Here is a 13,400-nt window from a genome sequence, read left to right on the forward strand (position 1 = left end):
CTTTGCTACTTAGCATCCGACGTTTGAGTTCTGATGCCGGCAAGGTGTCGCTTACTTGAATCTTTCTCATCACTACCTCCAGTGATATGAATACAGAGACAGGATAATCAATTCTAGTATTTATGCAAGCGAAATGGTATGAATCCATCAGGTTTTTAACTCCTTGCTGCCTTCGATGGCACTTTCCTCGCCCGACGCCAGCGTTTCTTCTGGCGACAACGTTTGGCCGTTAAGGCCTTTTCTCTGGTTCCTGACATGCCTCCCGTATAATGGCCGCACTTGATGCGATGATCAGGCGGGAGGCGTGGGAGGGGGATAGCCTCGGGCGTTAAGGACGTGGCCGGCAGGATATAGTGATGAGTTAGCATTAATGGCTATTTTTGATTTGATTATCTTTAACTTGGCTATATTTCAAATTGCGTGGGCAATCCGGGGGCAAATGGGTTAATAAATCTTAACTTCGTCCATATAAAATCTTAACATTCCCCCGGTATTATAGGGGCAGAACCTTCAAAGGAGTAAAAGATGAAGAAACTGCTTCTCGCCACTCTGGTGGGATTATTTCTGTTACCTGCGCTTCTTGGCGCATTGGAGCTTAAGATCAGTGGGGAAATGTGGAACCGCTGGACCCTGGAACAAGGAAAGGTGTTCGCCGATACTTCGCTTACAGCCTACAAAAAAGAAATCACCAAAAACTTTTTCTCGCTCGAGCGAGGCTATGTGGGAATGGAAGCCAAATTCAGCCAAAGCATGAAAGGCCGCTTCACTGTGGATATCTTCAGTTCGGACATCCTCAAGGACGGGGCTGGGCTGAAGCTGAAATATGCCTACCTGGATTTTTCCAATCTGATCCCCATCCCTGACCTGACCACCACCGTGGGTCTGCAAAAAGTTTATTTTGGAAGTATTTACGACTGGAGCTACAACCTGATCGGCAAAGCCCCCACCGATGAGTACAAGTACGCCAATTCCGCCGACTACGGCATCAGCCTGAACGGTTACCTGCCGGGCGGCTGGGGCGAATACCAATTGGGCATGTACAACGGCGAGGGCTACAAAAACTACGGCTCCAACCTTAAAGACAACATCGACCCGGCTTTCCTGGCCAACCTGCGCATTGTACCCACTGCCGGCCTCACAATAGGGGGTTCGGTAATGACCAACGGCAGCGAGAGAAAACTCAAACTGGCTGACGCCACCGAAAACTCCAGCTACAACACCCAGTTGCTTGCCGACGGAATTCTGCGCGCGGCTTTTGGACCGCTGGACATCTGGGCCGAATACCTATACAAAGACATAAGCTACGCCCCGAATTTCAGCGCCAAAGACTACAGCGCCACCTGCTTCAGCGTGTTTCCCACCCTAAAGCTGAAAAGCCTGATCGGCGCCGACATCGATCTCCAGGGACGCTATGACCGCTCTGACGAAACCCGCATGCCGGACAGTAAGAAGAAAAACCTGCTGAACGCCTGGACAGGAGGCCTGAACTTCAATTTCATGGCCGACGACAGCGGCAGCCCCGCCCTGCAGGCGCAGCTCAACTATGTAAGAAAAGACTATGACGAAGATGCTTCCGGCACCGACTACGCCAATGGCAAAAAGGATACGGACATCGTTATGCTGCAACTGAAATGGCGCTTCGCTTCCACAATCAACTAAAGGAGAATAGAATGAATAAAAAATATATTATTGTCGCCCTGATCCTACTTCTGGCAATTTCTTTTGCCGTAGCCAAGTCCCGTAAAATCACCTGTTCAGGTTCCACCACAGTGCTTCCGATCGCCCAAGCCGCCGCGGAAGCCTATATGGATAAGCATCCTGATGTTAATATCTCCATCCGCGGCGGCGGCTCAGGAGTGGGTATTGCCGCTCTGCAAAACGGGTCTGCTGATATTGCCAATTCCAGCCGCGTGATGAAGGCCAAGGAAATCTCACAGGCCAAATCCAAAGGCATCAACCCCACGCCATACGCCGTTGCGCTGGACGGCATCGCCATCGTGGTGCACAAAAGCAACTCTGTGGCCAACCTCAGCATCGCCCAGATCCGTGATATCTACAACGGCAAGATCAAGAACTGGAGCGAAGTGGGCGGACCCAAGCTGCCGATCGTCGTGATTTCCCGCGACGTGGCTTCCGGCACCTTCGAAGTCTTCAACGAAAAAGCCCTCGGCGGCAGCAAAGTGGTTTCCAGCGCGCAACTGCTGGCCTCCAATAACGCCGTTGCCTCCACGGTGGGCAGCACTCCCGGCGGGATTGGCTATATCGGCCTTGGCTATCTCACCGAAGAGATAAAAACCGTAAAAGTGAACAGCATTACCCCCAACACCAAAACCGTGCAGGACGGCTCCTATCCTCTGGCCCGCAAACTCTATATGTACACGAACGGCAAGGCGAAAGGTGATTTGGGCAGCTACATCGCTTTCATCCAATCCGATGCAGGACAAAAAATAGTGGTGGAACAGGGTTTCATCGCTCTTAAATAGTTTTGGCGAGAAAACGACCAATAAAACCTCCATTCACACGGGAGCTTCGGCTCCCGTTTTGAGGTAGGAAGAAATGAAGACTTTTAAGGAAAAGAGTTTCCAGACAATCACCTACACGGCAGCGTTGTTCACGGTGGCCTGTTTGCTGGGAATCATCTTTGGGCTTTTCCGGGAAGGCTTGCCAATTTTCAAACACGTTGGCCTGAAAGAGTTTCTGTTCACCAACAATTGGTATCCCGCCCACGCGGAACCGGGATTCGGAGCCCTGGCGCTGATCGTCGGGTCCCTGGTCGTGACCTTGGGTTCGCTGATCATAGCCATCCCGTTGGGACTGGGAGCCGCGATTTTCCTCTCAGAGATGGCCGGGCCGCGCCTGCGCGAGATCACCAAACCCGTGATCGAATTGCTGGCAGGGATCCCCTCCGTGGTTTACGGCCTTTTTGGCATGGCCTTTCTCGCTCCCCTGGTGCGGGAGTGGTTTGATCTGGACACCGGTTTGAACGTGTTCACGGCCTCGCTGATCTTGGGCGTAATGATCGTGCCTGTGATCTGCAGCATGGGCGAAGACGCGCTGTCCAGCGTTCCCAAAAACCTCCGCGAAGCTTCGCTGGCCCTGGGCGCCACGCGAGCCGAAACCATTTTCAAAGCTGTAATCCCCGCTGCTAAAAACGGCCTGGCAGGAAGTGTGCTGATGGGTTTTGGACGCGCCATCGGCGAAACCATGGTGGTTCTGATGGTGGCTGGCGGGGCGGCCCGCATCCCAAGTTCCATCTTTGATCCGGTGCGTCCCCTCACCTCAACCATCGCCGCCGAGATGGGCGAAACCGTGATGGGCGATTTGCATTACCAGTCCCTGTTCGCTTTGGCCATCATCCTCTTCCTGATCACTTTTGTTTCCAATCTCATCACGGAATCCATGCTGCTGAAGAGGGGCAAGAAATGAATAAACGAAAACTAATGAACAGCTTGGTCACAGTCATAATGGCACTGATGCTGGTTCTCACCGCTTTGTTTTTGGTCCTGTTCTTGGTGCGTATGTTTTCCCAAGGAGCCAAAGTGCTAAGCTGGGATTTCCTCTTCACCGCCCCGCGGGACGCCATGAGAGCCGGAGGTATTTATCCAGCCCTGGTGGGAACTTTTCTGCTCACTGCGCTGTCGATGGTGGTGGCGCTGCCTTTGGGGATTCTCACCGCCATTTGGCTAACCAATTACGGCAAGCCTGTTTGGCTGGTCAATATCCTGCGGGTGGCAATCAACACCCTGGCCGGCACGCCCTCCATCATTTTCGGGCTTTTTGGTATGGCAATGTTTTCCAACCTGCTTGGTTTCGACATTTCCCTGCTTTCCGGCGGACTTACCCTAGCCATCCTGGCCCTGCCGGTGATCATAAACAATACGGAACAGGCCATACGTAGCGTTCCAGAGGATTTTCGCGAAGCCTCGCTGGCCTTGGGTGCCACCACCCGGCAAACGGTTTCCCGCGTGCTTTTGCCCACCGCGCTTCCAAGTATTCTAACCGGCGCCATCATCAGCATCGGCCGCGTAGCCGGTGAAACAGCGCCGATCATGTTCACAGCCGCCACTTTTTACTCCCGTCAACTGCCGAAAGGCCTGGGCGACGAAGTGATGGCCCTGCCTTATCACATCTACGCCCTGATGACCGAAGGCACCCATCCCACGGAGCAGGTTCCCATAGCTTACGGAACCTCCCTGGTGCTTCTTTTGCTGGTAATCTCCATCAGCGCGGCGGCCATCTGGATCCGTTCGTCCATCAGAAGGAAAAGACAATGGTAGATATACAATTACAAAGTTTGGACCTCAATCTCTGGTTCGGAAAAAACCACGTTCTGCACGACGTCAGCCTGCCAGTTTACAAACATCAGGTAACAGCCATGATCGGTCCCTCCGGCTGCGGAAAATCAACCCTGTTGAGGTGTTTCAACCGCATGAACGACCTCATTCCCGGCACCCGCATCGAGGGCAGGGCCTTGCTCGGAGACGCGGACATCTATGCTCCCAAAGCCGATGTTTCCAAGCTTCGGTCGCGCATCGGCATGGTTTTTCAAAAACCGAATCCCTTTCCCAAAAGCATCTTCAACAACGTGGCCTTTGGCTTGCAGATCCAGGGCGGATTCAGCAAGGCAGAGATCAGCAACAGGGTTGAGGAAAGCCTGAAAGCCGCTTGGCTTTGGGAAGAGGTGAAAGACCGGCTATCCTCCTCCGCGATGAGCCTTTCCGGAGGCCAGCAACAGAGGCTGTGCATTGCCCGGGCCCTTGCCAACCGTCCCGACGTGTTGATGCTGGATGAACCCACTTCGGCGCTTGATCCCCAGTCCACCGCCAAGATCGAAGAATTGTGCTTGGAACTCAAACACAATGTGACTATACTTATAGTTACACACAACGTTGCCCAAGCCGGCCGGATTTCGGATCAGACCGCTTTCATGTACCTGGGCGAACTGTTGGAATTCGGCCCCACCGAACGGGTTTTCACGGTACCCGCGGACAAACGCACCGAAGCCTACCTCACCGGTGTCTTCGGCTAAGCCAGGAGAAAGAATGCTAAACTCAAAGATTAAGGAATTAAAGCAGCTGCTGCTCACCGAGGCAGGCTGGGTGGAAAAAATGATCTCCCTGGCCCTCGACGGCCTGTACTCGCATAATAACGATCTTTTAAACATCGTGATCGGGTATGAGGATAAAGTGAATCAGATGGATCTGGAGATAGAGAACAAATGCATCTCAGCCATCGCCCTCTATCAGCCGGAAGCGAAAGACCTGCGCAAAATCGTGATGATCCTCAAGATCAACAACGACTTGGAACGGCTCGGCGACCGGGCGGTGAACATCGCCGAAAGCGCGATGCATCTGATGGGAAAACCAGTGGTATCCCAAGTTTCAGAACTCGCGCAGATGCGGGATTCGGCTTTTGCCATGCTCAAAGCCAGCCTGGACGCCTTTGCCACGGAAAACGCGGAAGCCTGCAGTGCCATTTGCGAAGCCGACAATCGGGTTGACGAGCTCAACCGCGCCGTTTACCATCGGTTGGTGGACCTGATCAAGCAGGACACGCCCCTCACAGAATCCTGCCTGCATCTGCTGCGCGTCGCCAGAAACCTGGAACGCATCGCGGATCTTTCCACCAATGTGGCCGAGAACACCGTCTATCTGGCCGTCGGAAAAGTGATCAAGCACCAGCAGGGTGAGGAAGACAACCCCGAATAAGCACAAAAAAGCTCCCTTTCAAACCGAGTGGATAAAACCCGGTGTTTCCAGCCCGGAGGGCGACACTAATCAATCCCCGCTGAACGGCGAATCTATGCTGATTGGCCGTTAAGGCCTTTTCCTGTGTCCCGTTTGTGCCTCCCGCATAATGCCCGCACTTGATGCGAGTATTATACGGGAGGCATGGGAGGAGGATGATATAAGGCGCTAAGGGTGTAGCCGACAGGACTTGACAGTGGGTAAGCATTTCTTCATAGTTCTTTTTCAGGCCAGGTGGGCGCGAAAGCTCGACCGGAAAGCAGTGCCTTGGGCTTTTCCCACCTGGTTTGAAAGAGAGCCATAAAAAACATTGACTGGATTTGCCCGCGGCAAAAAACTGCACATATTAAATCACTTTTCAGAGGTAAAATAATGTTTTTAGCGGATTTCCTCGATGCCCGGGCCATCGCGTTCGAGCAGCGTGTCCTGCCCCGGGAGCAGGTCTATCAGGAGATAATCCAGAGGATTTGCGCCCAAAGAAGCCACAACACCCCCAAATGCGGACAGCCAATGCTGGACGCGATCCTGCAACGCGAGCGGGAAGCACCAATGGCCTATCCAAGCGGGATTGCCATCCCCCACATCCGGGTTGAAGGACTCGCGGACACCCTGATCGGCATGACCTTTCTGCAAAATCCCCTGGATTATGACGGCATAAAGGTGAACTGGGTGGTGCTCATCTTCACGGACAAATCGTCCTCCAAGATCTATCTGAACATCGTGGCCGCCCTGCTGAAGCTTTCCAGGGATGAAGAGGCAATGAAAAGCCTGCATGGCCTGCATGACGGGCATGACGTGATCCACTGGCTAAAGCAGGCGAAAGTCGAGGTCGGGACGGATGTGACCGTCGCCGATATCATGATTCGCAATCCCTTCTGCGTTGGGCCTGACGACGTTCTCAGACTGGCAAACAGCCTCATCAACGAACACAAGGTCTCAATGTTGCCCGTCACCGACAAGGATGACACCTATCTGGGCGAACTCAACATCCTGGACATTCTCAAGGTGGGAGTTCCGGATTATCTGATGATGATGATGGAAGACTTGAAATTCCTCAAATCATACGAACCCCTGGAAAACCTCTTTGAAAAGGAAGATGAGATCACCGCTGGCGAAATCATGCAAAAGGACAACAAGGTGCTGGAGCCGGACGACTCCATCGTGGAAGCGGTTTACCTCATGCTCAAGGAAGGCCGCAGGTATTTCTGCGTGGTTGAGGATGGCAAACTGCTGGGCGTGGTGACGGCTATGGACGTCTTCAGGAAGGTGGCAAAAGCATGAACCCCGGTATTGCCATGTTTGCGGCTCTGATCATCTTTGCCGTAACCTACATCTTCATCATCACAGAGTGGATCAACAAGATGCTGGCCTCTCTCATCGGTGGATTCCTCCTGATCGTTACCGGAATCCTGACCCAGGGCGAGGCTTTCAAGGCTGTTGACTGGAACGTCATATTCTTTCTTATCGGCATGATGCTGGTGATATCCGTGCTCAAGAAAACCGGGGTCTTCATGTATGTGGCTATCAAGACCGCCAAACTGGTGAGGGGGCACCCTGTGGCCATCATGATGCTGATGTTTGCCATCACTGCTTTTTTCTCGGCTTTTCTGGACAGCGTTACCGCTGTGATGATCCTGGTTCCGGTGGTGATGCTCATCTGCCATGAGCTGGAGATAACCCCCGTGCCCTTCATCATAACTATGGCCGTGGCCTCAAATATGGGAGGTGCCTCGACCATGGTGGGTGACCCACCCAACGTGATTCTGGGAAGCGCCATCGGCAAGACTTTTCTGGATTTTGTGACCAACCTCGCCCCGGCTGCCATCGCCTCCGTAATCTTCAGCATGGGACTTATCTATCTTTTTTACCACAAAAAACTTCACGTAAGTCTCACCAACCGGGCCAAGCTGATGAGCTACAATGAAGACAAGCTTATCAAGGACAAGCGGACGCTGGTGATTTCCCTAACCGTGCTGGGCCTAATGCTCCTGGCCCTGGCTCTGGACGGAGTTCTGCACATCGGCACGGCCAGCATTTCCATGACCGCGGCGTTGACCCTGATGATCATCAGCAACCGCAGGAATATGGAACCGGTGATGGCAAAGGAAATAGATTGGGTTACCCTCTTTTTCTTCATCGGGCTCTTCATCATCGTGGAAGGACTGGTCAAAACTGGCTTCATCAATATGTTCGCCAACAAAGTGATCAGCGCCACGGGAGGAAATCCCCGCTCCACCTCAATGGCCATCCTCTGGCTTTCAGGAATATTTTCTGCTTTTGTGGACAACGTTCCTTTCGTGGCCACCATGATCCCCGTGCTCAAACAGATAAGTCAGGTTATAAACAACCCCGCATTGATGGACCCCATCTGGTGGTGCCTTTCGCTCGGCACCTGCCTGGGCGGAAACGGAACCCTGATCGGCGCCTCTGCCAATATTGTCTCTGTGGGGATAGCCAAGCAGAATGGCTTTCACATCTCATTTTGGGATTTCACCAAGATCAGCGTGGTTTTCACCCTCTGCTCTCTGGTGATTTGCACTGTTTACATCCTGCTCCGCTATTTCTAAGCTTCAGACGGCAGCCCAGCACTCCTCTGAGTTGTTGCCCACCCGGTTCACGAATTTGCTCACCGGACGCAGGGCCAGTTCGCCTTCCGGGGCTGGTTTGAGCAGCGGAACGAAGTCCAGCGGATCGCTCTGCCGGTGGTTCAGCCAGGCCAGCCTGTCCCCGCCGAAGAGCAGCACCGGCATCCTGTGATGGATTTGTGCCATGGCGTCATTGGCGTCCGTGGTGATAATGGCCAGGGAGGGAATGAAGCTTCCGTCCGGGCCGCTCCAGGCGTCGTAAATGCCTGCCATCCAAATCAAATCGTCGTTCACGGCGTGGATGAAGAAAGGCTGCTTGTCGCTAACGCGCCATTCATAGAAACCATTGGCCGGAATGAGGCAGCGCCGGCGCTGTAACCCGTTGCGGAATGAGGGCTTGGATGTGATGGTATCCGCCCGCGCGTTGATCAGGTTAAATTTTGGCAGTTCCCGGCTCCAGGAGGGAATCAGGCCCCAGCGAAAATATCCCGGATAGCGTCCTGCGTCCTGGCTCAGAACGGCCATCACCGTCTGGGTGGGCGCCACGTTGAAATTCAGCTCCTCCTGCTCCGCCAGATGGGTCAGCCGCAGTTCTTTCTCCATCTTTTGCAGTTGGTCATGTTTGATCACCTGGGCAAATCTTCCGCACATGCTAAACTCCTTCTGGTTGACAGATTCGGCAGCCCGGGAAATCCTGCAACATATTTTTTGACGTTTATCGGATTCACAGCCAAAAAAGGAAAGACCATGCCCAAATTCAATATCGATGCCGTGATGAAGGCGCTCGCCGAACACTTTGACAGGGTGAAGACCCCCATCGTAGACCTCATCCAGGTGCGGACCAAAGACCCCTTCAAGGTGCTGGTGGCGACCATCCTCAGCGCCAGAACCAAGGACGAGACCACCGCCAGGGCCTCCGCAGCCCTTTTCGCGGAAGTGAGCGGTCCTGACGATCTGGAAAAGATTAGCGCTGACAGGCTCAACTCCCTCATCCGGCAGGTGGGCTTCCACAACGAGAAGACCAAACACCTCAAACAGCTTCCCGCCGTGCTGAAAGAACGCTTCGGCGGCAAGGTTCCCTCCGAGATCGACGATTTGCTCCAGCTTCCCGGCGTGGGTCGCAAAACCGCCAACCTGGTTCGGGCGGTGGCATTTTCCCTGCCCGCCATCTGTGTGGATGTGCATGTACACAGGATCAGCAACCGCTGGGGCTATGTGAGCACCAAAACCCCTTTCGAAACTGAGATGGTCCTGCGGAAAAAACTGCCTGAAAAATACTGGCTAACCTACAATTCCCACGTGGTGGCTTTTGGCCAAAACCTCTGCTCGCCCCGCAAGCCGCGCTGCTCAGAGTGCCCAGTCTTCAATTATTGTGCCCGGGTCGGGGTGGCTTAGCTTAAACGATGTAGTAGTAAGGCTTGACGCCAGGCCTTTGGCAGAGCCTAAGCCAGTTCCTCCCAGGCGCTTTGGATTTCCTCGAGCTCAAAACCCTTGCGGAAAAGATAGCCGAAGGCTTTTCCCCTCAGCTTCTGGCGGGGCAAGCCGCGGTGTGTGGAGCAGTATTTGGCTAGCAGTTCGCTGATGTTTTCGCTGGCCTGTTCGCGAGGATAGAGCTCTTCCAGAAGTTCTGTCCAAATCTCTCTGGGGATGCGTTGTTCCCGTAGTTTGGCGATGATGGCGCGTTTGCTGGCTTTGCGTGCGATGTAGGAACGGATCAGCACATCCGCGAAGCGGGCGTCGCTCAGAAAGTTCTGCTCCCGGCAGCGCTGTATCGCGGCGTCAATGATTCGGGGCTCGAACTCCTTCCTTTTCAAAAGGTTCCTGCACTGGAATTCGCTGTGTTCAGCCTTGGCCAGATAGTCCAGCAGGGTGGAAAAGGCCTGTTTTTCGAGCAAGGCTAGCAGTTCCTGAGCTTTATCCCGCTCGATTTCGCCCTCGAAATTATCCGGCCAAAGAGGAAGGAGTACCCGCGTTGGCAAGGTGCCCCTGCAAATTCCGTCCAGTTCGACGCGGACCGTGTATCTATTCTTCGGAACTGTCCTCAGCCGCATCCGTTTTGTCAAAGATCTTGTCCGGATTGATGTTCTGTTTCACGGCGTCTTCGATTTCGTCCAGCAGTTCAGGCGTCTCTTTCAGGTATTGCTTGGTTTTTTCCGCGCCCTGGCCCAGCTTAATGTCCTTGTAGGCGAACCAGGAGCCGCTCTTCTTGATGATGCAGGCATCCACCGCCATATCCATGATGATGTCCAGTTGGGAGATTCCCTCGCCGAAGATGATGGGGAAAACCACTGTCTTGAAGGGTGGGGCGAGCTTGTTTTTCACGATTTTAACGCGGGTCTTGGCTCCGATCACCTCGGCTTCAGCTCCGCCGGTTTTGATCGCTCCGGCAAAACGCACTTCCAGGCGCACGGAGGAGTAGAACTTCAGCGCTACGCCGCCGGAGGTTGTTTCCGGGTTCATGAAGGGCATGGTGCCGATTTTCATGCGGGTCTGGTTGATGAAGATGACCGCGGTATTGGATTTGGAGACAATCGCCGTGAGTTTGCGCAGCGCCTGGCTCATCAGGCGAGCTTGCAAGCCAACGTGGCTGTCACCCATGTCGCCTTCGATTTCCTGTTTTGGAACCAAGGCCGCCACGCTGTCCACGATCACCAGGTCCACAGCGGAACTGCGCACCAGGGTCTCGCAGATTTCCAGAGCCTGTTCCCCGCCGTCCGGCTGGGAGAGCAACAGCTCCTCCGTCTGCACGCCCAGATTCTTGGCGTAAGCTGTATCCAGGGCGTGTTCGGCGTCGATGAAAGCCACCACGCCGTCCAGTTTTTGCGCTTCCGCGGCGATATGCAGCGCGAGGGTGGTCTTTCCGCTGGCCTCGGTGCCGTAGATTTCGGTGATGCGGCCGCGCGGGATGCCGCCAATGCCGAGGGCGATATCCAGGTTGAAAGCCCCGGTGGGGATCACCTCAACTGTCTGCTGAGGCTTGTCGCCCAGGCGCATCAGCGTGCCCACGCCGTATTTTTTCTCAAGCTGCGAAATCGCGGTCTTGAGGGCTGTCTCTTTGTTTTTGTCCTGCATTGTCATATCCTTTTGTTTATCTTAATATACATTGTTCCAAACTGTGGTAGGTGGGTCCCTCGGGCTTGAGCACGCTGCGGTAGAGGGTGATTCTGTCATAGGTGAAGCTGCTCTGTTCCACCTCGCTTTGCAATATTTCGCGTTCCAGCGTGGGCGGCAGGGTGGATTTGATCCGTCCCAGAGTGATATGTAGCTTCAGCGGCTTGGCGTCGGGCTTGAAACCCTCTGTGCGAATTTCAGATAGCAGATGCTTGTACCAGCGGGAAAGGGAGTCGTCCTGCGCCTCAAGGCTGGCCCAGATGAGCCGCGGCGATTTCCAGGGGAAGAGTTCCAGTCCTTTCAACGCCAGTTCGAAGGGCGCGCTTCGTTCTGCCGCTTCGGTCATTACCCTGGCCAGATCGGGGATTCGGGCGCTGTCCACATCACCCAGGAAAAGCAAGGTCAGATGCAGATTGTCTTCCCTGACCCACTTCACGCCGGGCGTTCCCCGCAGCCAGCGCAGTTTTTCGGCAAGGCAGGCTCGCGGCCTGTCTGGAACTTCCAGGGCGATGAAGGTTCGGTAAAGCATTCAGCGCTTGTAGCCGATGTCCCGCAGGAATTTTTTGCGGTGGGTGATATCGGTATCCAGCTCTATTCCCAAGGGCGAGGAACCGTCGATGACGCCCAAAATGCCGTTTCCCTGTTCGCTGTGGGCCAGCACCACCTGCACCGGATTGGCCGTGGCGCAGAAAATCCGCACCACCTCGCGGCAGGCTATCACTGCCGGCAAAACGTTCACGGGGAAAGTGTCGCGCAGCACGATCAGGAAGCTGTGCCCCGCGCCCAGGCGCAGCATGTTGGCCACCGCGCATTCGATTAACTCGTTGTCCGTGCCCTCTTTGCGCACCAGGCGGGGACCTGAGGCCTCGCAGAAGGCCAGGCCGAATTTGATGCCGGGAACGCTGTTAACCAAAGCTTCATAGAGGTCTTCCACGGTCTTGATGAAGTGGCTTTGACCCAGAATGATGTTGGTGTCTGTGGGAAATTGAAGCTGCTCAAGCCTGAGTTCCATGCTGCAAACCTCTTTTTATCTGATGTCGGCAAGATATTCCGTGGGCAGAGCCTTGTCAAGCTAAATTTCCCGTTTCGTTTCTCCTTGTCTGTCACCCCGGTTCCTTACTGCTTTTTTCCGTGATGACCTGTCGGTCAGGCCCTGAACCCTCGTGCCCTTCCTTCTCTTACGCCTCCTGCACAATCCCCGCATCGAATGCGGGCATCATGCGGGAGGCGAAACAGGAACACGGGAAAGGGCCTTAATGGCCAGCAGATATCGCCTGGCCATATGCTGGCGTCGATCGCAGCATCGACGCCAGCAATTAATGATTTACCTCAATACATCCTGTCGTCCATGCTCACTAAGTTCGCTGTACGCCAGGCCAACTTTTTTATTTCTTTCTCCTTTTCCCTCTATCACCCATCAATCCATCACTTAATCACTTTCCCAATTCGTGTAATTCGTGGACACCCCATCCTATTTCAGCAGCACCAGTTTCTTGGTTTCCCTGTAAGCACCGCATTGCCGGCTGTAAAGATAGACCCCCGCGGGAAGTCCGTCCCCGCTGAAGGGTGTCTGGTGCATGCCGGGGCTCAGTTCATGGCGGGCCACGCTTTGTCAGTCGTCACTCCAGATGCTGATTTTTCGGGAAAGCCCTTCATTTTCCTCTTGACACAATTCCCCCCTTCCAAAATCCTGCCTTCTCAATTTAGAAAAAAAGGTGGTGATTTGTTTGCCGACAGTAGTTTCCAAAGAGAATGAGTCTTTCGATTACCTGTTGAAAAGGTTCAAGAAGAAATGCGAGAAAGCCGCAATCCTTTCTGAGATCAAAAAGAGACAGGCCTACGAGAAGCCCAGCGTGAAGAAAAAACGCGAAGAAAACGCTTCCAAACGCAAGATGCTCAAGATCCAGCGCAGAATGCAGCGCTACATGAGGTAGCCGCGGGCGTTTCCGTTATTTTG

The 13,400-nt window shown here is 54.1% G+C and carries 16 protein-coding genes; 11 read left to right on the plus strand and 5 right to left on the minus strand.

Annotated features, from left to right (window positions below):
- Positions 1-525: 525 nt before the first annotated feature.
- The 8 genes from GX466_02080 to GX466_02115 all read left to right on the plus strand — a co-directional run bounded on the left by GX466_02080 (position 526) and on the right by GX466_02115 (position 8,314).
- Complete coding sequence (locus tag GX466_02080) at positions 526-1,659, plus strand: hypothetical protein (protein ID NLH92997.1); 1,134 nt, start codon at positions 526-528, stop codon at positions 1,657-1,659.
- A gap of 11 nt (positions 1,660-1,670) precedes the next feature.
- Positions 1,671-2,483: a PstS family phosphate ABC transporter substrate-binding protein gene (locus GX466_02085; protein NLH92998.1), complete on the plus strand. Its 813-nt coding sequence runs from the start codon at positions 1,671-1,673 to the stop codon at positions 2,481-2,483.
- Between the two features lie 73 nt (positions 2,484-2,556).
- Positions 2,557-3,426, plus strand: a complete 870-nt coding sequence (pstC, locus tag GX466_02090) for a phosphate ABC transporter permease subunit PstC (protein NLH92999.1) — start codon at positions 2,557-2,559, stop codon at positions 3,424-3,426.
- Positions 3,423-4,277 carry a phosphate ABC transporter permease PstA gene (gene pstA, locus GX466_02095; GenBank protein ID NLH93000.1) on the plus strand — a complete coding sequence of 285 codons (855 nt, stop codon included), beginning with the start codon at positions 3,423-3,425 and terminating at the stop codon, positions 4,275-4,277. The genes pstC and pstA overlap by 4 nt, the downstream gene beginning before the upstream one ends.
- Complete coding sequence (gene pstB, locus GX466_02100) at positions 4,271-5,029, plus strand: phosphate ABC transporter ATP-binding protein (protein ID NLH93001.1); 759 nt, start codon at positions 4,271-4,273, stop codon at positions 5,027-5,029. Before pstA ends, pstB begins: the two co-directional genes overlap by 7 nt.
- Positions 5,030-5,042: 13 nt before the next feature.
- Positions 5,043-5,708 (plus strand): phosphate signaling complex protein PhoU, encoded by a 666-nt coding sequence (phoU, locus tag GX466_02105; protein ID NLH93002.1) that lies wholly within the window; start codon positions 5,043-5,045, stop codon positions 5,706-5,708.
- Positions 5,709-6,119: 411 nt separating this feature from the next.
- A complete protein-coding gene (locus tag GX466_02110; protein ID NLH93003.1) occupies positions 6,120-7,028 on the plus strand; it encodes a PTS transporter subunit EIIA in 909 nt (302 codons plus the stop codon).
- A 14-nt stretch (positions 7,029-7,042) separates the two neighbouring features.
- Positions 7,043-8,314, plus strand: coding sequence for an ArsB/NhaD family transporter (locus GX466_02115; GenBank protein ID NLH93004.1), 1,272 nt, complete (start codon positions 7,043-7,045; stop codon positions 8,312-8,314).
- Positions 8,315-8,317: 3 nt separating this feature from the next.
- Here GX466_02115 and GX466_02120 read toward each other — a convergent pair whose 3' ends face one another.
- Positions 8,318-8,983, minus strand: a complete 666-nt coding sequence (locus GX466_02120; GenBank protein ID NLH93005.1) for an SOS response-associated peptidase — start codon at positions 8,981-8,983, stop codon at positions 8,318-8,320.
- Between the two features lie 96 nt (positions 8,984-9,079).
- On the opposite strand from GX466_02120, the gene GX466_02125 reads away from it, so the two are divergent.
- A complete protein-coding gene (locus tag GX466_02125; GenBank protein NLH93006.1) occupies positions 9,080-9,727 on the plus strand; it encodes an endonuclease III in 648 nt (215 codons plus the stop codon).
- Positions 9,728-9,774: 47 nt separating this feature from the next.
- Here the strand turns inward: GX466_02125 and GX466_02130 are convergent, their stop codons facing one another.
- From GX466_02130 to GX466_02145, 4 genes are read right to left on the minus strand one after another with little or no spacing between them, the layout of a single operon-like run.
- A complete protein-coding gene (locus GX466_02130) occupies positions 9,775-10,383 on the minus strand; it encodes a regulatory protein RecX (GenBank protein ID NLH93007.1) in 609 nt (202 codons plus the stop codon).
- Positions 10,355-11,404 (minus strand): recombinase RecA, encoded by a 1,050-nt coding sequence (gene recA, locus GX466_02135; protein ID NLH93008.1) that lies wholly within the window; start codon positions 11,402-11,404, stop codon positions 10,355-10,357. The genes GX466_02130 and recA overlap by 29 nt, the downstream gene beginning before the upstream one ends.
- Positions 11,405-11,420: 16 nt before the next feature.
- Complete coding sequence (gene thpR / locus GX466_02140) at positions 11,421-11,972, minus strand: RNA 2',3'-cyclic phosphodiesterase (GenBank protein NLH93009.1); 552 nt, start codon at positions 11,970-11,972, stop codon at positions 11,421-11,423.
- On the minus strand, positions 11,973-12,455 hold the full coding sequence (locus tag GX466_02145; GenBank protein NLH93010.1) for an adenosine monophosphate-protein transferase: 483 nt from the start codon (positions 12,453-12,455) through the stop codon (positions 11,973-11,975). It abuts the gene before it with no gap.
- Between the two features lie 270 nt (positions 12,456-12,725).
- Here GX466_02145 and GX466_02150 point away from each other — a divergent pair, with 270 nt between their 5' ends.
- Together GX466_02150 and rpsU are read left to right on the plus strand one after the other, a co-directional pair.
- Positions 12,726-13,199, plus strand: coding sequence for a hypothetical protein (locus tag GX466_02150; protein NLH93011.1), 474 nt, complete (start codon positions 12,726-12,728; stop codon positions 13,197-13,199).
- The gene (gene rpsU, locus GX466_02155; GenBank protein NLH93012.1) at positions 13,171-13,377 is read left to right on the plus strand and encodes a 30S ribosomal protein S21; all 207 of its coding nucleotides are present in this window, start codon (positions 13,171-13,173) and stop codon (positions 13,375-13,377) included. Before GX466_02150 ends, rpsU begins: the two co-directional genes overlap by 29 nt.
- The last annotated feature ends 23 nt before the right edge of the window (positions 13,378-13,400 follow it).

Source organism: Candidatus Cloacimonadota bacterium, assembly GCA_012516855.1.
GTDB lineage: Bacteria > Cloacimonadota > Cloacimonadia > Cloacimonadales > Cloacimonadaceae > Syntrophosphaera.